Source organism: Pseudomonas panipatensis (assembly GCF_900099785.1).
GTDB classification, from domain to species: domain Bacteria; phylum Pseudomonadota; class Gammaproteobacteria; order Pseudomonadales; family Pseudomonadaceae; genus Pseudomonas; species Pseudomonas panipatensis.
Window position 1 is genome coordinate 1 of sequence record NZ_FNDS01000006.1, and the last position, 21,176, is coordinate 21,176.

A 21,176-nucleotide genomic window follows, 5' to 3' on the forward strand; every position below is an offset into this window, starting at 1 on the left:
AGTACGGCATCAAGGCCGTGGACATCCTCGTCGAACTGGGCAAACGGCGCATGGTCGGCGGCCAGGAGGACATGATCGTCGACGTGGCGCTGGACCTGCTTGGCGCACGGCGCCCGTCCGCGCGCTGAGCGCCTGAATGCCCCGGCCAGTGGCTGGCCCGGGGCATCCCTGAAACCGGCCCGGTGCCTGCTGCCCGGTCCGGCCGCACTCGACGAACGCCCGTCGAGCGTCCTCCCCCCCGATGCTGATCGCCGCGTCCTCTCGACAGGTCATGCGGCAACTGTCCTGCGTTGCGCTCGGCGGTTGGGCCCATCGCCATTTCAGGAACCGTGATGCTGGCCAATCTATCGCTGAAGAACAAGCTGCTGCTGACCATACTTCCGCTGACGCTGATCATCTACCTGGTCACTGTTCTGCTCGTCTATCAATCCAGCAAGGCCTCCACCGAGGCGCTCGCCGAGGTCGCAGTGAAAGCGATCGTGCAGCAGCAGGCGGCCGAGATAGCCGGGTATTTCGAGGACGCGCTGCGTGCTGCGCGCATCACCTCGGACATGCTCGGCCACGAGACGCTGGACGGGCAGTTGCCGGACATGCGGATTGCCGATCAACTGCTCGAATCGCTGCTCCAGGTCAGTCCGCAGGTAAGCGCCGCCTGGTGGCTCCCGGCGCAGAGCGCTGACACTCAGGCGGTCTTCTGGCTGCGCAGCGGACAGGGTGCGCAGCCCGCGCCCGCGGCTCAGCGCGGGGCTTTGCTCGGTGCCCTGGGCGAGGGGCTGGCGGAGCGCGAGCGGGCTGAGCCGCCGCGCGCGCTGCCCGGCGGCGACTCGATGCGCTCGGTGATTCCGGTCGTGTTGCCGGTGCGCCAGAACGGGCGCCTGGTCGGCAACCTGGGGCTCGCGCTGGATGCCTCGCAGTTGCAGGCGCGGGTCGCGCAATTGCGTCCGCTGGGTGTCGGCCTGGCGGCGTTGACGGCCAACGACACGACCCTGGTCGCCCACCCGGACCCTCGGCGAGTGGGACGACACACTGCCGAAACCGAGGCCGATTTCCTCGGAACGAACCTGCAGGCCATGGTCGATACCGTGCGCAATGGCCGGTCACTGTCGAGCCGTTTTGTTTCGCCGGCCCTGGGGGAGGAAATCTTCCTGGTCGCGGTACCGGTGTCCATTGGCGTCACCGGCGAGCCCTGGTCGTTCGGTGTGGCGCTGCCCAGTGCGGCGCTGCTCGGGGGTGTCCATGCGTTGGCGCTGAAACTGTTGCTGCTGGGCAGCCTCGGCATGCTGCTGGCGGGAGGGCTGATCCTCTGGCTGGGGAGAGCGCTGGCGCGTCCGCTGGAGGCCATCGTTGGCGCGTTCCGGGCGCTGGCCTGCGGCGAAGCGGACCTCACTTCGCGGCTGCCGAGCCGCGGCCGCGATGAGCTCGCCACGCTGGCGGGCGAGTTCAACCGCTTTCTCGAGGCCATGGCCGAGCTGGTGGCGGAGATCAAGGGCACCGGGCAGACGCTGCAGCGGGCCGCCGAGGATTTGCAGGAGCAGAGCCAGGCCGCTGGCATCGGCGTGGATGCCCAGCGCGATGAAGTGGCTCTGGTGGCGGCGGCGATGCAGCAGATGGCCGCCACGGTGGAGGAGGTGGCGGACAATGCCGAACGGGCCGCTCAGGCGACCCGCGAGGGCGATCGCGTCGTGGCTCTCGGCCAGGCGTCTGTGGCCAGCCTTGGCGCAGCCATCGAAGCAGATGCGCAGAGGCTCCAGCAGATGAGTCTGCTCGCCGCGCAGCTGGATGACGCCAGCCAGGACATCGGTACCGTGGTCTCGGTGATTCAGGATATCGCTGAGCAAACCAACCTGCTGGCGCTGAATGCCGCCATCGAGTCGGCGCGGGCGGGAGAGCAGGGGCGTGGTTTCGCCGTGGTCGCCGACGAAGTCCGAGCGCTGGCGCGACGCACACACAGCTCGACGGTGGAGGTCTGCAAGAGCATCGCGCAGATTCAGGAACGTACCCGCACCGTGGTCGGCATGGTCGAGAAAAGCCGTTCCACGGCCCAGGCCAATGTCGGCGGAGCCCTCGAGGCCGCCGAGGCCCTGCGGCACATCACTGGAATAATCGGACAGGTGCGCGATATGAGTCAGCAGATCGCCACCGCCACCAGCCAACAGGCTGCCACCAGCGAGCAACTGTCGCGCGGCTTGACGACGATCGCCACGTCGGCCGAGGGCGTAGCCCAGGGCACCGCTCGGGTGCGCCGGCGCAGTGAGGATCTGCAGTCAATGTCGGGACGCCTGAACGCATTGGTGAGTCGCTTCCGCCTGTGACCGGTGGCGCTCGCTAGCGCTCCTGGCATGCGCCAGGCCGTGGATGGGGCGGCGATACCGGGCTCGGCAGCGCAAGCCTGATCGCCAGCCGGGCGGCCTGGCCCCGCGCGTTTCTCGGCGGTGCCCGAAGGGGGCATTGCGCGCCTGGACGGCGTGGCGCGCGGGCCGCCCTCGCGCTGACGTTGACCTGCAGCACTAATCGGCACAGAGGGGATAAGCCGTGCAGTGACGGGATAGTCCCGCCTTCGGGGTCCTCCCTAAAGTTGAGTCGCCCCGGTCGTCAGCCAAGGACGACCCCTGTGTGTGGACTCGACTCATAATGACAAAGCTACTCAGCCTCGACGAAACCCCACCTCCCCAGCTCCTTGCCCGGCCAGGGCTCGGCCGTCGCGCGGCGAACGCGACGATGGTGATTCTACCCTGGGCGATCATCGGCGGCCTGCTCTGGGCCGGATTGTTCATCAAGCCGAAGCCGGTCGGCGCCAGCGTTTCGCCGCCGGCCCTGGAACGCCGCGACCAGTTCTACGGGCTGGCGCAATTGCCGGGCGGGGCGATCCTTGCCGCCGGCTCCAACGGCAAGATCCTGGCCATCGCCGGCGACGGCGAGGTAGCGCGCCGGCAGACCCCCACGGACAAAACCCTGCAGGACATCGCTGCCTGGGATGCCAGTCACGCAGTGGCGGTGGGCAACGACGGGGTGATTCTGTTCAGCACCGACGCCGGCCAGCATTGGCGCAGCGCCAGCGGCGTGCCGCGTTCGCAAGTGGCGAACAAGCTCAACCGTGTGCGTGTCGCCGCCGGTGGTCTGGCGATTGCGGTCGGCGAAATGGGCGCCTTGTTGGCCAGCCACGATTTCGGTGCTTCCTGGCAACGCCTGCGTGACGAAGAAGACGTGGCCTGGAACGACGTCGCACTGCTGGGCGATGGGCGCATGGTGGTGGTCGGCGAGGTTGGCCGAATCCTGCTCAGTGACGACGCCGGGGGCCACTGGAAAGAGATTCCGCCGCCGGTGCCCGGCTCGCTTATGTCGGTGAGCTTCCGCGATGCCAGCAACGGCGTGGCCGTCGGCGTGGAGGGCAGCGTGTTGGTGACCCGCGACGGTGGGCGGCAGTGGCAGCCCGTCGAGCTGGGCGTGCGCGATCACCTGTTCAACGTGCTCTGGGATGCCGGCCGCAACCAGTGGTTCGCGGTCGGCGCGCTGGGCCGCTGGGTAAGCGGCAGCGAAGGCGCCAATGGCTTGTCCTGGCACAGCGGCACCCTCGATGCGCGCGACCTTTCCTGGCACACGGGGGCGCTGCTCAGCGGCCCATCGATCTGGCTTGCCGGCGACGGTATCGGTCGCTGGGACCAGCAGCGCTGGTCGCCACTGAAACCTTGAGCCTGCCCTGGTCCCCCACTGTAGAGACACCGACATGATCGAACGCATTGCTGCTTTCTGCATCCGCCGGCGCGCCTGGGTGGCCGGCATCCTGCTGGCGCTCACCGCCGTCCTCGGCTGGTTCGCGCTGCACATCGAAGTCCGCACGGTCTTCGAGGACATGCTGCCGTCGCGCCACGAATACGTGCGCACCCACGAGAAGTTCAAGGACACCTTTGGCGGTTCCAACCTGGTCACCATCATGTTCGAGGTGGAGCAGGGCGACGTGTTCCAGAAAAACGTGCTGGACAAGGTGCGCCAGGTCACCCTGGGACTGCGCGAAGTGTCCGCGGTCAACCAGTACCAGATCACCTCGCTGGCCTCGAAAAAGCTCAAGGAGGTGCGCGCATCCACCGACGGCATCGAGAGTCATCCGCTGATGTGGCCGGACGTGCCGGACAGCGCCGAGGGGATGGCCGCGCTCAAGCAGGCCGTACTGCGCAACCCGCTGGTGTATGGCCCTTATGTGTCCAAGGACCTGCAGGCGACCCTGGTCACCGTCGACTTCATCGACCAGCAGGTGGATTACGCCAAGGTCTTCGATCAGGTGCGCGGCCTGATCGCCAAGGTCGATGACGGCAGCGTGAAGATCCGCGTGGTCGGCGACCCTATCCTGTATGGCTGGGTCAGCCACCATGTCCCGGAAACCCTCAACCTGGTGCTCGCCGCGATCAGCGTGACCCTGGTGCTGCTGTTCATCCTGCTGCGCACCTGGCGCGGGGTGTTCCTGCCGCTGCTCGCCGGTGCGGTCAGCGCCATCTGGGCGCTGGGCATCTGTCGCCTGCTGGGGATCAACTTCGAGCCGCTGGTGATCGTGGTGGCGATGCTGATCACCTCGCGCGCCGTCTCCCACTCGGTGCAGATCGTCAACCGCTTCGACGACGAACTGGCATTGTTGCCGGCCGGCGCCGAGGTTTCGCGGCAGGCTGCGCGAGTGGCTCTGGCCGATCTGTTCCGTCCCGGCATGCTCGGCGTGGTGGCCGATGCCGCGTGCATGGCGGTGGTGGCCTTGAGCCCGATCCCGATGCTGCAGAAGCTCACCGTGCTGTCGGTGGTGTGGGTGTCGACGCTTACGGTCAGCGCGGTGATCCTCACCCCGGTGATGCTCTCCTGGATTCGCCGTCCGCACGGCAATGCGCATCCCTTCGACTGCCTGCCGGCGCTGCGCAAGGTGCTCGACCTGAGTGTCGCGGTGACCCTTTCGCGCGGCCGTTACCTGGTGCTCGGCATCAGCCTGCTGGTGGTACTGGGTGCCGGCCTGTATGCGCTCAACCTGAAGATCGGCGACGCCAATCCGGGGTCGCCGATCCTCTGGCCGCAGGCGCAGTACAACCTCGACTCGGCGGCGATCAACGCCCGTTTCGAGGGGGTCGACCGGATGTTCGTGGTGCTCGGCGACGATCGGCAGCCGGGCCTGATCAAGAGCAGCGAAGCGCTGCGCGCGATGAACCATTTCCAGCGCTTCATCGAGGCGCAACCGGAGATCGGCGGCTCGCTGTCCCTGGCCGATGCGCTGCCGCTGGTGAACAGCAGCTTGCGCGAAGGTAATCCACGCTACCTCGAATTGGGCAGCAGCGATGCGATCAACGGCAGCCTGGTGGCCATGCTGGACTCGGTTTCCGAACCCGGCGACATGGACCGTTTCACCGACACCAAGTACGCCAACGGCTCTGTGACCCTGATGTTCCGCGACCGCCAGGGCGAGACCATTCGCACCGCGGTGGCACGGATCAAGGAGTTCATCGCCGCCAACCCGCTGTCCGCCGGGCACTGGCAACTGGCCGGCGGGGTCATCGGGGTGATGGCGGCGGTCAACGAAATCATCCTCTCCAGCCAGATTGAGGCGATCGCCCTCGCGCTGCTGGTCCTGGCCGTGCTCTGCACCCTGGTCTATCGCTCGGCGGTGGCCGGCATGCTGTTCATGGTGCCGGTGATCATCTCGAACATGCTGACCTTCGCCTTCATGACATGGAAGGGCATCGGCATGAACATCAACACCGTGCCGGTGGCCGCCCTGGGTATCGGCCTGGGAGTCGACTACGCGTTCTACATCGCCGACCGCATCAAGGAAGAAATCGCCGCCGGCAGCAGCCCCGAGCATGCCGTGCGCCAGGCCCTGCATTCAGCGGGGATGGGGGTGATCGTCACCGCCGGCGTACTGATCACCAGCACCCTGCTGTGGTGGCTTTCATCGCTGCGTTTCCAGGCCGAGATGGGCCTGCTGATGGCCATCTGGCTGAGTGTCTCGGCGCTCTCCGCGCTCTTCGTGATGCCCGCTCTGATCTATGTGTTCCGCCCCCGATTCATCTTCGCCGCGCCGCCGCACAGTCACTTGGCGGAGGCGCCGAAATCCCCGTTTCAGTTGGCTTGAGACGATCCGCAAAACAAGAAAAACCGATGGCTTGCTACTGCCGTAACCCGCTGGGGAGATAACAGGTGAACCCGTACAAGAATCAATGCACCCACTCGCATCACTCGTTGCATCCGCTGGTCCTGGCCATGCTGCTGGCGCCGCTCGCGGCACCGGCGCTGGCCGACGACAGCCTCAAGGTCGATGGCTATCTGCGCGAGGAACTGTCCTGGAACGCGAAGAACTGGCAGGACACGCCCGGCTACAGCGATGAGGGCAAGTTGTCGATGGCGCGCAGCACCGCGCGCCTGAACCTCGACTGGCAGGCCGCCGAGAACGTTTCGGTGGTGACCAAGTTGCGCGCCACACGGGAGGTCAAGACCGACTTCCTCAAGCACCTGGAGGACATGGGGGCCAACAATTACCACTCCGGTGATCGCGGCGACATCATGGATCTCTATGACAAGCAGGAGATCCGCGAACTGTACGTCGACTTCCCGCTCGGCGAACGCACCCGCTTCCGTATCGGCAAGCAGCAGATCGCCTGGGGCGAGACCGACTTCTTCGCCGCCAACGACCTGGTGCATGGTTTCGACGATACCTGGCGCAGCTTCCTCGAACCGGCCAACGAGGAACTGCGCAAGACCAACAACATCGTCAAGATGAACGTCGACGTACCCGAGGCCAATGGTGGTATCGAGGTCTTCGTGCGTCCGGGCCTGGACAGCAAGAAGGACATCGGCACCGAGATCGACGTCTACGGCGGGCGCTGGTCGAGCCAGCCCTATGCAGGCGTCGACTTCCGCAACATCGACCCCTACAACTTCGAGAACCATGCCGGCGACTATCGCCACTGGACCGGCGGCTTGCGCTGGAGCGGGATGCTGGGCGACACCAACTATTCGCTGTCCTACCTGCGTACCTTCTACAACTCGCCGATCCTCAATGCCTCCAACAACCTGGCGCTGTTCGGCATGCCCAATGTGCCGTCCGGCGCGCAAACGGTGGGGACCGACCAGACCAAGGGACTGGCCGGCGAGATCATCTACCCGATCGTCAACATCTACGGATTCACCGCCAGCCGCTACTCGGACTGGGCCGACGCGGTATTCAGCACCGAGGCGGCGTACATCAAGGATGCGCCCTACCAGATCGAGCTGCCGGTGCCGACCTTGCTCAGCCAGAACATCGCCCCCGGCTTCGATGGCTACAAGACCAAGGACGTGGCCGCGCTGATGCTGCGCATGGACAAGAACATCGCCGCCACCCAGACCCTCCTGGGCACCGAGAAACCGATGTTCTTCTCCGTTCAGCTGTTCGACAAGTGGGTGCAGAACTACGACAAGAACGACGAGTTGCTCTACAGCGTCGGCTGGGGCGGCAAGGTCAAGGAACACTCGGTCCTGGCCACCACCATTTTCGATCTGAGTTACGACAACGGCCGCGTCCACCCGCAACTGGTGCTGGGCTCCGATCTGACCAACCAGGGCGGTTTCGCCGTGCCGTCGGTGACCTACGAGTTTTCCAGCAAGTGGCGTTGGAAAGTCGAGTACGACGCCTTCTGGGACAACGGCTGGCGCAATTCTGAAAAGTGCACCCCGGGCAAAGCCGCCAACTGCGACAGCACCACCTTGTTCGGTTACTTCCACGATCGTGATCAGGTTTACACCAGCCTGACCTACCTCTTCTGAGCCACATCGGAGAACCCGTCATGACCCTATCCCGCGTCTCCCTGCGTCAGTCCCTCGCCGTCGGCGCCCTCATCGCCGCGGCTGGCCTGCCGGGCCTGGCCGGCGCCGCCGAAGTGCCGGCCGGCACGGTGATTTCCGCCGCCAACATCGACCAGATCAAGAACGACACCTTCGAAGGCCACAGCATTGCCAGCCTGCTCACCGAAAAGATGGAGTGGCGCATCCGCAATAACGGCTGGAAGCTGCCGCTGGCCAAGTCCCAGGAGGTCGCCCTCGACCCGCGCTGGGTAAAAGCGTCCCAGGCCAACGCCGGCAAGACCAGCATCAACAAGCAAGCCTGCCGCGTGGATGGCTGGAGCGCCGGCGAGCCCTTCCCCAACGTCGACATGAAAGACCCGCAGGCCGCCGAGAAGCTGGTCTGGAACTGGAGCCTCGGGCAACTGGTGGGTGACGTCTCGAAGGTGGCTCAGTTCACCCAGGTGCTGATCGACGGCAAGAAAGGCATCCACGCCGAGCCGGTGGCCGAGTACAGCCGCTACAGCATGAAAGGGCGCCTGACCGGCGAGGTGGCGGTGGAAGGCGATGGCTCCGAGCGCGGCCGCCAGTTGCTCTACTTCAAGTCGCCCTCTGACATGAAGGGCCTGGGCACCTATACGCAGATGTATGACTCGGAAAAGGTCAATGACGTGTGGGCCTACATTCCCGCCGTGCGCCGGGTGCGTCGTCTGTCCGGCGGCGCCTGGATGGACCCGGTGGGCTCCTCCGACCAATTGCAGGACGACCTGGAAGTGTTCAATGCGCGGCCATGCTGGTACCCCGAGTACAAGATGGTCGGCAAGCGCTGGGTGCTCGCCGCGGCGCACAGCAAGACCGGGCTGTGGAATCCGGCGGGCAAGAGCTTCGCCGAGAAGTACCCGGTGCTGGACGACCAGCCGCCGTACTGGAACATGAACAACAACGTCTTCGAGCCGCGCGAGGTCTACGTGATCGAGGCGATCACCCCGTCCATGCACCCATACAGCAAGAAAGTGCTCTACATGGACGTGAAGTACCCGCGCTTCTACTACGCCGAAGCCTATGACCGCAAAGGCGAGTTCTGGAAGTTCATGGAATTCCATTCCTATTCCAACGTGGCTGACGGTGACGTCCGCACCACCGCCGCGGCAGTGATCGACTTCCAGCGCAACCACGCCACCGTTTCGCTGATCGATACCGCCACCTGGAAAACCAACTTCTCGGCCAAGGCCAGCGACTTCTCGCTGCAGACCCTGCAGGCCGCCGGCCGCTGATCGCGCGTGCTGGCCCGAGGCGCCCCCGGTGGCGCCTCGGCTGGCTCGGCGGGCCCGCTCATGCAGGCCCACGCAGCAGCCTCGGTCCTTCCATCACAACAACAATTGGCCTGCTGGCTCGCCCATGGCCGCCGGCAGCCGGAGGACAGCACTATGTCAACCATGAAAGCCGCGCGTCTGCACCAGATCGGAGGGCGCTTCCAGCTCGACGAAGTACCACGCCCGCAACCCGGCGCCCATGACGTACTGGTCAGGGTGGCGGCCAGCGGCATCATCCCCAACCTGAAGAACGTCACCACGCACTTCCCCGAGTGGTATCCGTTCCTGCCGCTGCCAGCGTTGCCGGCGATCTTCGGCCTGGATAGCGCCGGCACCGTGGAAGCGGTCGGTTCGGCGGTCACCGCGTTCAAGCCGGGCGACCGCGTCTACGTTAACCCCGGCGTCGGCTGCGGCGAGTGTCGTCACTGCAAGCAGGGCGAGACGCCGCGTTGCGAGGCCTACACGTTCCTCGGCTACTTCGGCTTCGGCAGCGGTTCGCAGGCAATCTTCCAGCGCTACCCGCATGCCGGCTACGGCCAGTTCATGGTCGCCCCGGCGAACAACCTGGTGCGCTTGCCGCAATCCCTGAGCTTCGCCCAGGCGACCCGCTTCGGTTATCTCGGCACCGCCTACTCGGCGATCCGCAAGGCCGCGCTGCGTCCGTCGCAGAGCATCCTGATCCTCGGCGCCAGCGGTACCCTCGGGGTTGGCGCCACCTTGCTGGCGCTAGCCTTCGGCGCCGCCAAGGTGGTGGTCGCGGCGCGCGACATGGCGGCCCTGGCGCGCCTCAAGGCGCTGGCGCCGGAGCGTGTCGAGTGTGTGCGGATCGGCGCGCGGGCGATCCATGAACAGGTACTGGAAATCGTTCCCGGCGGTGTCGACGCGATGCTCGATACCTTGGGCGCGAAGGCGCCGGCGGAACTCTCGGTTGACGCCATGCGCGCGGTGGGCCGGGGCGGGCGCATCGTGCAGATCGGCGGTGTCGCCGGGCCCATTCCGATCGACCCGCATCCCTTCATGTGCGCGCAGTTGCAGTACATCGGCTCACTCTGGTTCACCACCGCCGAGGGCGACGAGATGGCCGGCATGGTTGCCTCGGGCATCCTCGATCTGTCGCCCCTGGAGGAGCGTGCCTATCCGCTGGAGCAGCTCAACCAGGCGCTGGACGATATCCAGAGCCAGGCCAGTGGTTTCTGCAACTTCCACATTCTGCACGCCTGAACCCGACCCGCGTCCGGGTGCATCGGCGCATGCGCCCGGCCCAGCCAAAGGATGAGCCGAACATGAATGCACGTCGAATCGTCACCGGCCACGACAGCAGTGGCCGCTCCCAGGTGGTCAGCGCCGGGCCGCTTCCCGGAGGCGAAGGCTTCCGGCACTCGCCGGGTTTTGCCGCCGCGCTGATCTGGCGCACCGACCCCCGTCCGCTACTCGCCGCGCAGCCGGCCGATCCCACTCAGGCGGTGCACTCGGTGCTACCCGCTGTCGGTGGCACCAGCGCGATGCTGGTGACCTTCCCGCCGCAGGGTCAGCCACTGCCCGTGGATTTCGATCCGCAGGCCGCCGCGGCCGAACTCTGCGAACGCCTGCCAGGTCTGGGCGAGCGTTTCGAGGCTGAGCATCCGGGCTTCCATCGCACCGACAGCATCGACTATGGCGTGCTGCTCGATGGCGAGATATCGCTGCAACTCGACGAGGGCGACAGCACCTTGCTGCGCCCGGGCGATGTGGTGGTGCAGGTGGGTACTCGTCATGCCTGGCGTAACACCGGTAACACCCCGGCGCGAATGCTTTTCGTAATGGTCGGTGCAACGCGCTAGCGCGCGCGAAGTCAAGCGCTGCTGGCCCTTCGCGAGGGCGTCGCGCCGCGCGCGGACGACAGCGCGCGAGGCGCATTCCAGAGCCATGGATGGCGAGCGCGGGACAGTGGCGCGCGAGCCTTGCTCCCGCTGGTCGGCGGCGGCTCGCGAAAGTTACCGCCGCGGCATTGCGGGGCATGCTTCTTGCCTCGCTCCCCGGTGGTACCTGGCCGGCCCACCGGCCAGGTACGGCAAGTCCCGTGGTTTCCATGCTTTGCACGAGTAGAGAAGGGCCGTGCGCGGTGAAGGCCGCCCACCCATGGATCGGCGCTGCACAGTGACAGTGCTCAGCGACTGATCCGCCGGTGGTCATGCGTAGGCATGGGTCGCGACTGTGCTCGCAAATACCAACAAAAAGGGGTTTGGCGCTCCCGCTCGCCGAACCGAAATTGCGCTCCGCATAACCGTGTCAGTCTGTCCGCTTGCGTGCCCAGGCGGGGGAGGTTGCTCCATGGAAAGCCTGTATTTCTCTCCGGCGGTTCCGCCGGACGTGGTCTTATCGCGCTTCGAGGTATGCCGTACCCGAGACCTCGACGAAGCGCGTCACTGGGGCGAGCGCATTTTCTGCGCCAACCGCTTGCGCAGCCTGGATGCCAAGGGCTCGGTCAACACCCGCATCTACTACCGGCGCCTCGGCGGCATCGGCATCGGCCGCATGAGCTACGGCGGCGATATCAGTATCGACCCGGGCCAGCTGGAGACTTTCAGCCTGATCCAGATGCCGATCCGTGGGCAGGAGCGCATCGATTTCGGCGAGCAGCGCGTCCTCTCCGATCCGACGGTGGCCTCGATCCTCAACGCCCATGTGCCCTTCGTGATCAACCACAGCAACAGCACCGAAAAGTTGATCATCCGTCTCGACAACAACGTACTCGAACGCCATTGCCAGCAGCATCTGGGACGTAGCCTGCGCAAGGACATCGAATTCCAGGCCGCGATGCCGCTCGATACCCCGCAGGGCCGGCGCTGGATGCGCATGGTCGGTTGGCTCTACGACAGCCTCTCGGCTGATGAGGGCGAACTGCCGCCCATCCTCGCCAGCCAGTTCGAGCACACCCTGGTGAGCATGCTGCTGGCCTGCCAGCCGAACAATTACAGCGCCGAGCTGATGGCTGACGAGGGGCCATCGATCGCCCCATCGTTCGTCAAGCGCGTAGAGCGCTACATCGAGGAGCACGCCCACGAGCCGATCTCCATCGTCGACATGGCGGAGTATGCCGGCGTCAGTAGCCGCTCGTTGTTCACCGGCTTCCGACGTTTCCGCAACACCTCGCCGATGCTCTATCTGAAGGAGGTGCGCCTGCGCAACGTGCATGAGGAGCTGCAACGGCAGAGCCCGGGCGGCAGCACGGTGACCGCCGTGGCGTTTCGCTGGGGCTTCAGCCACCTGGGGCATTTCACCACCGACTACAAACGCCGCTTCGGCGAGAGCCCTTCCGAAACCTTGGCACGCTGAGCGGCGCGGACAGGGAAGTCCAGCCCCCGCATTTTCTGCGCTGGAGGGATAAGCCCCTCAGTCATTGGAGCGTCAGCCAGAGCGTTGCTTCCTAGGATGACCTGCAAGCGCACCGCATGAAGTGGCGCCTGTCCAGTCAGCCTATCGGGAGTTCCCCCATGTCCGACCAACCCATCATTCGCCGTCGCAAGGTCACCACGGGCATCAGCGATGCCCGCGCCAACAACGCCAAGACCCAGAGCCAGTACCAGCCCTACAAGGATGCCGCCTGGGGCTTCATCAACCACTGGTACCCGGCGCTGTTCAGCAACGAGCTGGCCGAGGACCAGGTAGAGGGCATCCAGATCTGCGGCGTGCCGATCGTCCTGCGCCGGGTCAACGGTCAGGTCTACGCCCTCAAGGACCAATGCCTGCATCGCGGCGTGCGCCTTTCGGAAAAACCCACCTGCTTCAACAAGAGCACCATCTCCTGTTGGTACCACGGCTTCACCTTCGACCTGGAGAGCGGCAAGCTGGTGACCATCGTCGCCAACCCGGACGACAAGTTGATCGGCACGACCGGCATCACCACCTACCCGGTGCACGAGGTCAACGGGATGATCTTCGTCTTCGTCCGCGAGGATGACTTCCCCGATGAGGACGTCCCGCCGCTGGCGCATGACCTGCCGTTCCGTTTCCCCGAGCGCAGCGAACAGTTCCCGCACCCGCTGTGGCCGGCTTCGCCGAGCGTGCTCGACGACAACGCGGTAGTGCTGGGCATGCACCGCACCGGCTTCGGCAACTGGCGCATCGCTTGCGAGAACGGTTTCGATAACGCGCACATCCTGGTGCACAAGGACAACACCATCGTCCATGCCATGGACTGGGTGTTGCCGTTGGGCCTGCTGCCGGTCGGCGATGACTGCATCGACGTGGTGGAGGACGAGAACGGTCCCAAGGGCCTGATGCAATGGCTGTTCACCGACAAGTGGGCGCCGATCCTGGAGAACAAGGAACTCGGCTTGAAGGTGGACGGCCTCAATGGTCGCCACTACCGCACCTCGGTGGTTCTGCCGGGGGTGCTGATGGTGGAGAACTGGCCGGGCGAGCACATGACCCAGTACGAGTGGTATGTGCCGATCACCGACGACACCCATGAGTATTGGGAAATCATCGTGCGCGTCTGCGACACCCCGGAAGAGCGGCAGAAGCATCAGTACCGCTACGACCATGTGTACAAGCCGCTGTGCCTGCACGGCTTCAACGACTGCGACATCTACGCCCGCGAAGCCATGCAGAACTTCTACATCGACGGCACCGGCTGGGACGACGAGCAACTGGTGGCGACCGACGTCTCGCCAATCACCTGGCGCAAGCTGGCATCGCGCTGGAACCGCGGCATCGCCAAGCCGGGGCGTGGCGTGGCCGGTTCGGTCAAGGACAGCAGCCTGATCTTCAAGGACACCGCCGATGGCCGGCGTCCGGGCTACCGGGTCAAACAGATCGAAGACTGACCGTTCGCCCAGCCCGGCGCGCCATGACGCGCGCCGGGCCGTTTCGCCAGGGAATCCCCTATGTCTCAGATACCCAGTTCCAACAGCCGTTTCGTCACGGTGGATGGCGTGCGGCTGCATTACCGCGAGGTCGACGGCCCGGACGAGTGCCTGCCGGTGATCTTCACCCATGGCGGCGGCCCCGGCAGTACCGGCTGGAGCAACTTCCGCCAGAGCGCCGCGGCCTTCTCGCGCGCGCATCGCTGCTATTTTCTCGACTTCCCCCAGTTCGGCCTGTCCGACATGGTGCCGGTGGAGGGCCCCGTCTTCACCTGGCATGCGCGCAAGCTACTGGGCTTCATGGACGCGCTGGGCATCCGTCGGGCGCACCTGGTCAACCAGTCGTTCGGCGGCTGCGTGGCGATCCGCTTCGCCGCCGAGCACGCCGATCGCGTCGGGCGCCTGTTGCTGATCGGTTCGCAGCCGCTGGAGCGCGGCGTCATGCAACCCTTGCCGTTGTTCAGCAAGCACGCCGCCAGTCTGCTCGCCGACTACTACCTGAACGATGGCGGACCGAGCCTGGAGAAGATGCGCCGGCTGATCCAGCGCTATGAGCTGCACGATGACCTGCGCATCGACGACGAAGCCCTGCGGCTGCGCTTCCAGGCCAGCGACAACCTCGGCTTCATCGATCTGCTGCGTACTCCCGGCGCCTTCGGCCAGTGGGAAAACCTGCTGCCGCTGTTCCCCCGGGTGGGCGTACCGACCTTGATCCTCTGGGGACTGCACGACTGGTTCGGTGGCGTCGACGTGCCCATGCTGATGCTCAACCAGTTCACCGATGCTCGCTTGTATGTCATGGGCAATGCCGCGCACCACCCGCAGAGCGAATGCCCGGACGAGTTCAACGCCGTTGCCTTGACCTTCATCGGGAGCCAGCCATGAACGAGCTGCATTATCTGGAACTGCACGAACTCTCGCTGCTGATCCGCAGTGGCAAGCTGTCTCCGGTGGAGGTTACCGAAGCCCAGCTGGCGCGCATCGAAGCCCTCGACGGACGCCTGCACAGCTATGCCCAGGTCACTGCCGAGCGGGCTCTGGAGCAGGCGCGCGAGGCCGAGCGCGAACTGGCCCGCGGGCACTGCCGCAGCCCGCTGCATGGCATTCCGCTGGCCTTCAAGGACCTGCTCCACACCGCGGGCGTGGTCACCGCCGCCGGCATGCCATTGCGGCGTGATTTCATTCCCCGCGAGGACGCTACCGTGGTCGCGCGTTTGCGCGAAGCCGGCAGCGTGATGCTCGGCAAGCTGCAGATGACCGAGGGCGCTTTCGCCATCCACCACCCGGATATCGTCGCGCCTAACAATCCCTGGCATGCCGGCCACTGGGCCGGCGCTTCCTCCAGCGGTTGCGGCGTGGCCACCGCCGCGGGGCTCTGCTACGCCTCGCTGGGCAGCGACACCGGCGGCTCGATCCGCTTTCCCTGCGCGGCCAACGGCCTGACCGGCTTGAAGCCGACCTGGGGGCGGGTCAGCCGCCACGGCAGCTTCGAACTGGCGGCCAGCCTCGACCATATCGGGCCGATCACCCGCAGCGCGCGGGATGCCCTGTTCCTGCTGTCGAGCATTGCCGGCCATGACCCGGCCGATCCCACCTCGCTGCCCAGCGTGTGCCTGCAAGTCGACTCCCTGGAGGGGTCGTTCCAGGGGCTGCGCGTGGGCGTCGACGAGCAGTGGATCAGCGATGGCGTCGATCCACTGATTCAGCAGGCGCTCAGCCAGGTGCTCGGCATCATCCAGGCCGGTGGCGGCAAGTTGCACCGCGTACGCATGCCGGACACCCGCGCGGTCAGCGCCAACTGGGAGAGCCATTGCGGCGTGCAGACCGCGCTGGCCCACGCGTCTACCTATCCTCGCCGCGCCGCCGAGTACGGCCCGGCGCTGAGTCGGTTGATCGACGGTGGCCGTGCGCTCAGCGGCATGGACTACCAGCGCATCCTGCTCGACGGACAACGTTTCCATGGCGAGCTGGAGGCCTTGCTCAAGGACATCGACCTGCTGCTGGCGCCAGTCCAGCCCTATGCCGCGCCCAGCCATGAGCAACTCGCCAACTTGGCCCAGGACCCGGAGGCCAACCGGCGGCTGATCCAGTTCACCGCGCCGTTCAACGTCAGCGGCCATCCGTGCCTGAGCTTGCCTTGCGGCTTCACCGCCGAAGGCCTGCCGATCGGCTGCCAGTTCATCGCCGGCAAAGGCGCCGAAGCCTTGCTCTGCCGTGCCGGCATGGCGCTGCAAAGCGTGACCGACTGGCACAAGGTGCGCCCCACCGGTTTCTGATCGCTCCTGCGGGTTTTTGGCCTCGGCATATAGCCGGGGCTTTTTTTTGCTGCGCGGCGGCGCTGCGCAGCGCTGTTGCGCTAACGCAGGGCAGGGGCGCGTGCGCTCCGCGCAGAGCGAAGGGGAGGCGCCTCGGCAACCGGGCAACAACGCTGATCCAGCGCAGGATCTTGCGCTGACGGGATAACCACGTACCCCAAGGGAGCGCCTGGCGCCATGGGGCTTCCTAAGATCGGCCCATAGCGTCGCCCTCGACACAACGCAGGAGCGACGCCTCGAAATCCACCCGCCACGCTCGCTGGCACCCGATGCCGTTATGGAGCCGACCCGCATGCAAGACCCACTGCACACAGTCACCCTGAACTTCTCCGATGGCGTCAGCCGCAGCTTCAGCGTCGGCGCCGAGAGCAGCATCCTCGACGCCGCGCTGCAGGCCGAGATTCCGCTGTTGTACCAGTGCCGTTCCGGTAGCTGCTCCAGTTGCATCGCGCAGTTGGCCGAAGGCGAGGCGCACACCCGCGCGGGGGCCAGCTCGACCCTGCTGGCCAATGAGTACGCCGCCGGCCAGCGCCTGCTGTGCCTGTGCCAGGCTCGCTCGGACTGCACCTTCGATCTGGACTATGGCAGCGAGGTCGGCTCCCGCGTGGTGAGCGAAGTCCACGCCTTCGTTGACAAGGTGGAGCGCATCGCCAGCAACGTGGTGCGCCTGACCCTGGAGCTGGCCGACGGTGACTGGCTGGAGTTCCGCCCCGGGCAGTTCGTCCAGGTGCAGGTGCCGGGCTTCGGTGTGCTGCGCAGCTACTCGCCCGCGAGCACCGTGGCCAGCCTGCCGAAGTTGCAATTGCTGGTGCGCCTGTTGCCGGGCGGAGCCATGTCCGGCTTCCTTCAGGAGAAGGCCCAGGTCGAGGACGTGCTGACCCTCAGCGGCCCCTTCGGCGCCTTCTTCCTGCGCGAGGAGCACAAGCGCGCGCCGCATATCTTCGTCGCTGGCGGTACCGGCCTGGCGCCGATCCTGTCGATGATCGACAGCCTGCGCCAGGGCAGCGGACGCAAGCCGCCGATGCTCCTCAGCTTCGGTTGCGCCACGCCCGATGCGCTGTTCTGCCTCGATGACATCGAACTGCGTCGGCAGTGGCTGCCGACCTTGGAGACGCGCATCTGCGTCGACCGCGAAGCCACTGGCGAGCTGCACCAGGGGAGTCCTGTCAGCGCCCTGCGCGAAGGCGATGTGCGCGGTCCCGACACGGTCGCCTACCTGTGCGGCCCGCAACCGATGATCGATGCCGCCAGCGCACGGCTGATCGAGCTGGGCGTCGCTCCAGCCAACATCTTCAGCGAACAGTTCGTCGCCAGCCATTGAGGAGTCTGCCCATGCAACCGACCACGCCCGTGCCTTTCTCCGCCGAGCAGATGAAGTGGTACGAACAGGCCTGCGCCCGCATCGATCCCAAGCGCTTGCAGGACCTGCTGTTCGCCCTGACCGATATACACAGCCCGACCGGTTTCGCGCGGGCGGCCAGCGAATTCATGGTCCAGCACATGAACAGGATCGGCATGACCGCGCGCTACCAGCCGATGAGCTTCACCAGCGGCAATGCCCTCGGCGAACTGCGCGGTAGCGGGGGCGGCGCCAGCGTGCTGCTGTACGCGCCGATCGATACTCACCTGGAGTGCAGCGAGGCGGAGAAGATTCTCACCGGGGAAGGCGCTGAAGCCGATCTGCAGCCCCATGCGCAGAGGCTCGACGACTGGGTGTTCGGCCTGGGCGCTTCCAACCCCAAGGGCATGATCGCCACCCTGACCGAGGTCGCCACCGCGCTGATCGAGGCCGAGGTGCCGCTGATCGGCGACCTGATGCTGGGCATGGCCGATGGCGGCATGCCGGTGGATATCGCCGCGCGCGGCCACGCCGGGATGTCCAACGGCGTGGCGCATCTGCTCAACCGTGGCGGCTACCCCGACTTCGCCATCGTCATGAAGCCCTGGAACTGGGTCTACCACGAAGAGCCGGGCATGGGCTGGTTCAAGCTGCGCGTGCACGGCACCCTCGGCTACGCCGGCGTGCCGCGCGGCACGCCCGGCTTCCGCAGCTCGGTAGTGCCGGCGGCAACGGTGATCCAAGAGCTGGAGCAGTGGATCATCGACTACGCCGAGCGCAACACCTCCGGCGTGATCTGTCCGCACGGTTGGATCGCCGGTGTGCGTGGCGGGGACCCTGAGCGCCCGGCCTTTCCCTCGGCGGTGACGGAGATCTTCTTCGACGTACGGGTCAATCCGCGCACCAGCCCGGCCGAGGTCAAGGCGCAATTCGCCAACTTCGTCCGCGCGTTGCAGGCGCAACGGCCGGAGTTGGATCTGGACTGGGAAATGTATGGCTCGGTGCCCGGCGGCACGACCGATCCGCAGAACTGGATCATCCAGTCGTGCAAGCGCGGCTGGGAGCATCTTGAGCGCCGTCCCCACGGCACGCCCGATCTGCTGGGCGGGCAGACCGACGGCGCGGCGCTGCGCCGCCTGGGCGTCCCCACCGCGCGCATCGGCTGGCCGTGGCCGGCCACTGGCGCGCCGTTGCCGGTGGCCGAGGGGTTGGGCGGAATGGGCGCGACCTATATCCCGGACCTGATCCCTTGCGCGCAGAAAATCCTCTACGCGCTGATCGACACCCTGACCCGTCCACGCCACGAAATGGGCTTGTGAGAAGAGGCAATGGTCATGCGCAAACGCATCAAGATGATTTTCCCCGTGCCGATGAGCGAGGCCACGCGGCCGCTGGTGGAGTCGCAGCTGCCCGCGTCGCTGGTGCGCGCCGATATCGACGTCAGCTTCGTCGGCGCCGGCCAGGTGATGAGCTTGGCCGACAGCTATTACGACATGGCGATCATGGAGGCGGCGGTCATCCAGGCTGGGGTCAAGGCGGAGGAGGAGGGCTACGACGCGCTATGCATCAATACCGTGAGCGATTCCGGCCTGGCGGCCCTGCGCTCGCGCCTGTCGATTCCGGTGCTCGCCCCGGGCATCGCCGCCTTCCATACGGCCTGCATGCTGGGCCACAGGTTCAGCATTCTGACCATGTGGCCGCGCTGGTATCCGCTGTACCGCAAGACCCTCAAGGAGTACGGCCTGGAGTCCCGCCTGGCGTCGATCCGCTCGATCGACGTGCGGCCGGATACCGAGGCACTGCTGCAGGGCAAGGAGGAGGTGGTCTTCGCCAAGCTGCTGGAGGCCGGTCGGCGCGCCATCGAAGAAGACGGCGCCGATGTGCTGGTACTTGGCTCCACCACCATGCACCAGTCCCACGCCTATCTGGCCGAGCACCTGCCGGTGCCGGTGCTCAACCCTGGGCTGATCGCCTACAAGCAGTGCGAGCTGCTGCTCGATCTCGGCCTGGCCCACAGCAAGCTCGCCTACCCCGATCCCGAACTCATCAAGGACGCGGCGTTCAGCCGCTGACCCGTTCGCCCAGGAGCCCTGGCATGAAAATCTTGGATTCCGTGGTCGGTCACGTACTCTCCGACCTGACCATCGCCGAAGCCACCGCCGCTTTCCGCGATGGCGTGCTGAGCAGCACCGAACTGGTCGCCGCTTGCCTGGAACGTGCCGACGACGGCAAGGAACTGAATATCTACGTCACCCTGGACGGCGAAGGCGCCCTGGCTGCCGCCAGGGCGGCGGACGAAGCCCGTCTGGCCGGCATGCCGCAGAAACCGCTGAGCGGTATCCCCGTGGTGATCAAGGACAATATCCACGCCGCGGGCCTGCCCTGTACCGCCGGCTCGCCGGCCTTCGCCACCTTCGTGCCGACGAGCGATGCTCCCAGCGTGCAACGGCTGCGCGATGCCGGGGCCATCATTCTCGGCAAGACCAACATGCATGAACTGGCCTTCGGCGCCACCGGCTACAACGCTGCGTTCAATACCGGCAGCCGCACCGGCGTGCGCAACCCCTACGATAGCGAGCGAATCGCCGGTGGCTCATCCTCCGGCAGCGCTGCCGCGCTGGGCGCGCGCATGGCCCTGGCGGCGCTGGGCACCGATACCGGCGGCTCGATGCGCATTCCCTGTGCGCTGAATGGCTGCGCGTCCCTGCGTCCGAGCGCTGGCCGTTACAGCGCTCAGGGGGTCATCCCGATCGCGCGCAGTCGCGACACCGTCGGGCCGATGGCCCTGTGCATGGCCGACGTGGCTCTGCTCGATGCGCTGATCACCGGGGAATACGCCCTGCCGCCGATCACCCTGGCCGAGCTGCGCCTGGGCATCCCCAATGAGCTATGGGGCAACCTCGACGACGACACCCGCGAACAGGCCGAGGCAGCCCTGGACAAGCTGCGTGCCCACGGCGTGAGTCTGGTCCGGATCGACAACGCAGGCCTGCTGGAATTGAACGAGCCGGTCGGTTTCCCGGTGGTGATCCATGAGGCCTATGACTGCATGGTCGGCTACCTGCGCGAGCAGGGGCACGCGATGACCATCGAGGAGGTCGGCGCAAGGATCAGCAGCCCCGATGTGCGGGCCATCTACGAGGAGTGGGTGCTGCCGCGCAAGATGCCGAGCGCCACCGGCCCGGTCGATGTCGCCCCCCTCTACGAGGCCGCGCAGAACGCTGGCCGCGAGGCCCTGCGCGAGCGCTATCAGGATCTCTTCGAGCTGCACGGCCTGGACGCCTTGCTCTTTCCCACCACTCCGGTGGTCGCGCCGTTGGCCAACGATGAGGTCAACCTGCCGAGCAACTTCCAGGCCCTGATCCAGAACACCGAACCGGCCGCCAGTGCCGGCCTGCCGTGCATTCAACTGCCGGTCGGCCTGGGTAGCCGCAGTGGTTTGCCGGTGGGGATGGAACTCGACGCGCCAGGCGGCAGCGATCGGCGTCTGCTGGCCATCGGTGTGGCGCTGGAAAGCATCTTCGGGCGCATCCCGCGCGCTTAGTGGCACTGCCAATCCCATTGGCCGAAACAGGGG

At 66.2% G+C, this 21,176-nt stretch carries 15 protein-coding genes and 2 pseudogenes; all 17 read left to right on the forward strand.

What is annotated here, in order from left to right; all coding sequences use genetic code 11:
- Window positions 1–128 (forward strand): annotated as a pseudogene (locus tag BLQ74_RS14685) (4-hydroxy-2-oxovalerate aldolase); the annotation flags it as partial.
- Window positions 129–1,277: 1,149 nt separating this feature from the next.
- Window positions 1,278–1,451: pseudogene (locus tag BLQ74_RS28120) on the forward strand (HAMP domain-containing protein); the annotation flags it as partial.
- Window positions 1,452–1,460: 9 nt separating this feature from the next.
- Window positions 1,461–2,312 carry a methyl-accepting chemotaxis protein gene (locus tag BLQ74_RS28125; protein ID WP_425287499.1) on the forward strand — a complete coding sequence of 284 codons (852 nt, stop codon included), beginning with the start codon at window positions 1,461–1,463 and terminating at the stop codon, window positions 2,310–2,312.
- A 406-nt stretch (window positions 2,313–2,718) separates the two neighbouring features.
- On the forward strand, window positions 2,719–3,690 hold the full coding sequence (locus tag BLQ74_RS14695) for a YCF48-related protein (protein ID WP_244507200.1): 972 nt from the start codon (window positions 2,719–2,721) through the stop codon (window positions 3,688–3,690).
- 34 nt (window positions 3,691–3,724) lie between these two features.
- The gene (locus BLQ74_RS14700; protein WP_090263385.1) at window positions 3,725–6,100 is read left to right on the forward strand and encodes an efflux RND transporter permease subunit; all 2,376 of its coding nucleotides are present in this window, start codon (window positions 3,725–3,727) and stop codon (window positions 6,098–6,100) included.
- Between the two features lie 65 nt (window positions 6,101–6,165).
- Entirely contained in the window at window positions 6,166–7,770 is a 1,605-nt protein-coding gene (locus BLQ74_RS14705; protein ID WP_090263387.1) for a DUF1302 family protein, read from the forward strand.
- Between the two features lie 20 nt (window positions 7,771–7,790).
- A complete protein-coding gene (locus BLQ74_RS14710) occupies window positions 7,791–9,059 on the forward strand; it encodes a DUF1329 domain-containing protein (protein WP_090263389.1) in 1,269 nt (422 codons plus the stop codon).
- A 153-nt stretch (window positions 9,060–9,212) separates the two neighbouring features.
- On the forward strand, window positions 9,213–10,319 hold the full coding sequence (locus BLQ74_RS14715; RefSeq protein ID WP_090263391.1) for an alcohol dehydrogenase catalytic domain-containing protein: 1,107 nt from the start codon (window positions 9,213–9,215) through the stop codon (window positions 10,317–10,319).
- A gap of 62 nt (window positions 10,320–10,381) precedes the next feature.
- Window positions 10,382–10,918: a cupin domain-containing protein gene (locus BLQ74_RS14720; RefSeq protein WP_090263394.1), complete on the forward strand. Its 537-nt coding sequence runs from the start codon at window positions 10,382–10,384 to the stop codon at window positions 10,916–10,918.
- 490 nt (window positions 10,919–11,408) lie between these two features.
- Window positions 11,409–12,413, forward strand: coding sequence for an AraC family transcriptional regulator (locus tag BLQ74_RS14725; RefSeq protein WP_090263396.1), 1,005 nt, complete (start codon window positions 11,409–11,411; stop codon window positions 12,411–12,413).
- A gap of 158 nt (window positions 12,414–12,571) precedes the next feature.
- A complete protein-coding gene (locus BLQ74_RS14730) occupies window positions 12,572–13,906 on the forward strand; it encodes an aromatic ring-hydroxylating dioxygenase subunit alpha (protein ID WP_090263399.1) in 1,335 nt (444 codons plus the stop codon).
- Window positions 13,907–13,966: 60 nt separating this feature from the next.
- A complete protein-coding gene (locus BLQ74_RS14735) occupies window positions 13,967–14,830 on the forward strand; it encodes an alpha/beta fold hydrolase (RefSeq protein WP_090263401.1) in 864 nt (287 codons plus the stop codon).
- Window positions 14,827–16,221, forward strand: a complete 1,395-nt coding sequence (locus BLQ74_RS14740; RefSeq protein ID WP_090263403.1) for an amidase — start codon at window positions 14,827–14,829, stop codon at window positions 16,219–16,221. Before BLQ74_RS14735 ends, BLQ74_RS14740 begins: the two co-directional genes overlap by 4 nt.
- Before the next feature lie 331 nt (window positions 16,222–16,552).
- Window positions 16,553–17,581 carry a ring-hydroxylating dioxygenase ferredoxin reductase family protein gene (locus tag BLQ74_RS14745; RefSeq protein ID WP_090263405.1) on the forward strand — a complete coding sequence of 343 codons (1,029 nt, stop codon included), beginning with the start codon at window positions 16,553–16,555 and terminating at the stop codon, window positions 17,579–17,581.
- A gap of 11 nt (window positions 17,582–17,592) precedes the next feature.
- Window positions 17,593–18,918 (forward strand): zinc-binding metallopeptidase family protein, encoded by a 1,326-nt coding sequence (locus tag BLQ74_RS14750; RefSeq protein WP_090263407.1) that lies wholly within the window; start codon window positions 17,593–17,595, stop codon window positions 18,916–18,918.
- Window positions 18,919–18,933: 15 nt separating this feature from the next.
- On the forward strand, window positions 18,934–19,671 hold the full coding sequence (locus BLQ74_RS14755; RefSeq protein WP_090264019.1) for an aspartate/glutamate racemase family protein: 738 nt from the start codon (window positions 18,934–18,936) through the stop codon (window positions 19,669–19,671).
- 23 nt (window positions 19,672–19,694) lie between these two features.
- Window positions 19,695–21,143, forward strand: coding sequence for an indoleacetamide hydrolase (gene iaaH, locus BLQ74_RS14760; protein ID WP_090263409.1), 1,449 nt, complete (start codon window positions 19,695–19,697; stop codon window positions 21,141–21,143).
- Window positions 21,144–21,176: the final 33 nt, after the last annotated feature.

What these genes read in the sequence shown, in the direction of transcription:
- iaaH (WP_090263409.1), top strand. Translation starts at nt 19,695, where the DNA reads ATGAAAATCTTGGATTCCGTGGTCGGTCACGTACTCTCCGACCTGACC.
- BLQ74_RS28125 (WP_425287499.1), top strand. Translation starts at nt 1,461, where the DNA reads ATGGCCGAGCTGGTGGCGGAGATCAAGGGCACCGGGCAGACGCTGCAG.
- BLQ74_RS14730 (WP_090263399.1), top strand. Translation starts at nt 12,572, where the DNA reads ATGTCCGACCAACCCATCATTCGCCGTCGCAAGGTCACCACGGGCATC.
- BLQ74_RS14735 (WP_090263401.1), top strand. Translation starts at nt 13,967, where the DNA reads ATGTCTCAGATACCCAGTTCCAACAGCCGTTTCGTCACGGTGGATGGC.
- BLQ74_RS14720 (WP_090263394.1), top strand. Translation starts at nt 10,382, where the DNA reads ATGAATGCACGTCGAATCGTCACCGGCCACGACAGCAGTGGCCGCTCC.
- BLQ74_RS14755 (WP_090264019.1), top strand. Translation starts at nt 18,934, where the DNA reads ATGCGCAAACGCATCAAGATGATTTTCCCCGTGCCGATGAGCGAGGCC.
- BLQ74_RS14700 (WP_090263385.1), top strand. Translation starts at nt 3,725, where the DNA reads ATGATCGAACGCATTGCTGCTTTCTGCATCCGCCGGCGCGCCTGGGTG.
- BLQ74_RS14725 (WP_090263396.1), top strand. Translation starts at nt 11,409, where the DNA reads ATGGAAAGCCTGTATTTCTCTCCGGCGGTTCCGCCGGACGTGGTCTTA.
- BLQ74_RS14740 (WP_090263403.1), top strand. Translation starts at nt 14,827, where the DNA reads ATGAACGAGCTGCATTATCTGGAACTGCACGAACTCTCGCTGCTGATC.
- BLQ74_RS14710 (WP_090263389.1), top strand. Translation starts at nt 7,791, where the DNA reads ATGACCCTATCCCGCGTCTCCCTGCGTCAGTCCCTCGCCGTCGGCGCC.
- BLQ74_RS14715 (WP_090263391.1), top strand. Translation starts at nt 9,213, where the DNA reads ATGTCAACCATGAAAGCCGCGCGTCTGCACCAGATCGGAGGGCGCTTC.
- BLQ74_RS14695 (WP_244507200.1), top strand. Translation starts at nt 2,719, where the DNA reads ATGGTGATTCTACCCTGGGCGATCATCGGCGGCCTGCTCTGGGCCGGA.
- BLQ74_RS14745 (WP_090263405.1), top strand. Translation starts at nt 16,553, where the DNA reads ATGCAAGACCCACTGCACACAGTCACCCTGAACTTCTCCGATGGCGTC.
- BLQ74_RS14750 (WP_090263407.1), top strand. Translation starts at nt 17,593, where the DNA reads ATGCAACCGACCACGCCCGTGCCTTTCTCCGCCGAGCAGATGAAGTGG.